Below are 1022 nucleotides of genomic sequence, written 5' to 3' on the forward strand. Positions count from 1 at the left end.
TATAAAACTGCCGATCATCGTTGACACCTGGGTCTCCGATCACTACGGAGATCCACATGCCGAAGTCCACCCCCACCGCCGCACCGCTTGACCGTGAGGCCAAGCGGCGCCTGGCCGTCATACGCCACGTCGAAGAGGTCACCGGGAACGTCGCGATGTCCTGCCGGTACTTCGGGATCAGCCGACAGGCCTACTACACCTGGTATCGCCGCTATCAGGCCGAGGGCGTCGAGGGCCTGCGCACCCGCTCCAAGGCGCCGAAGACCTGCCCGAACGCGACCCACGTCGAAGCGGTCGGGAAGATCATCTACCTGCGGCAGAACTACCACTTCGGCCCGGAGAAGATCGCCATGTACCTCAAGCGGTACCACGACGTCACCATCAGCAAGTCGGGCGTGTGGCGCATCCTCAACCGCCTGGACATGGGCCGCCTGCCGGCCTCGCAGCGCTACAAGCGCCACGACCGCCGATGGAAGCGCTACGAGAAGCAACTGCCCGGCCACCGCGTCCAGATCGACGTGAAGTTCATAGAACCGCTCGCCTCGATGCCCCAGGGCCGCCGCGGCGGCCGCAACAAGTACTTCCAGTTCACCGCCATCGACGACTGCACACGGCTGCGCGTCCTGCGGATCTACCCTCAGCTGAACCAGGCCACCGCCATCCAGTTCCTCGACTACGTCATCCAGCGCCTGCCGTTCCAGGTCGAGGTCATCCAGACCGACAACGGCGCCGAGTTCCAGTCCGCGTTCCACTGGCACGTCCTCGACAAGGGCATCGCCCACACCTACATCAAGCCCCGCACCCCACGGCTAAACGGCAAGGTCGAACGCTCCCACCGCATCGACGCCGAGGAGTTCTACCGGCTCCTGGACGGCGTCGTCATCGACGACGCCGAGGTCTTCAACGACAAACTGCGCGAGTGGGAGGACTACTACAACTACCATCGCCCCCACGGCGGCCTCGGCGGCCAGACCCCCTACGAACGCCTCAAGCAGAAGACCACGACCCAGGCGTAATCGTTG

General features: G+C 64.5%; 1 protein-coding gene. It reads left to right on the plus strand.

From position 1 onward, the window contains the following. The first annotated feature begins 56 nt into the window (after window positions 1-56). On the plus strand, window positions 57-1016 hold the full coding sequence (locus tag IE239_RS41450; protein WP_190154605.1) for an IS481 family transposase: 960 nt from the start codon (window positions 57-59) through the stop codon (window positions 1014-1016). Window positions 1017-1022: the final 6 nt, after the last annotated feature.

The organism is Streptomyces humidus (assembly GCF_014649655.1).
In the GTDB taxonomy this organism is placed as follows: Bacteria; Actinomycetota; Actinomycetes; order Streptomycetales; family Streptomycetaceae; genus Streptomyces; species Streptomyces humidus.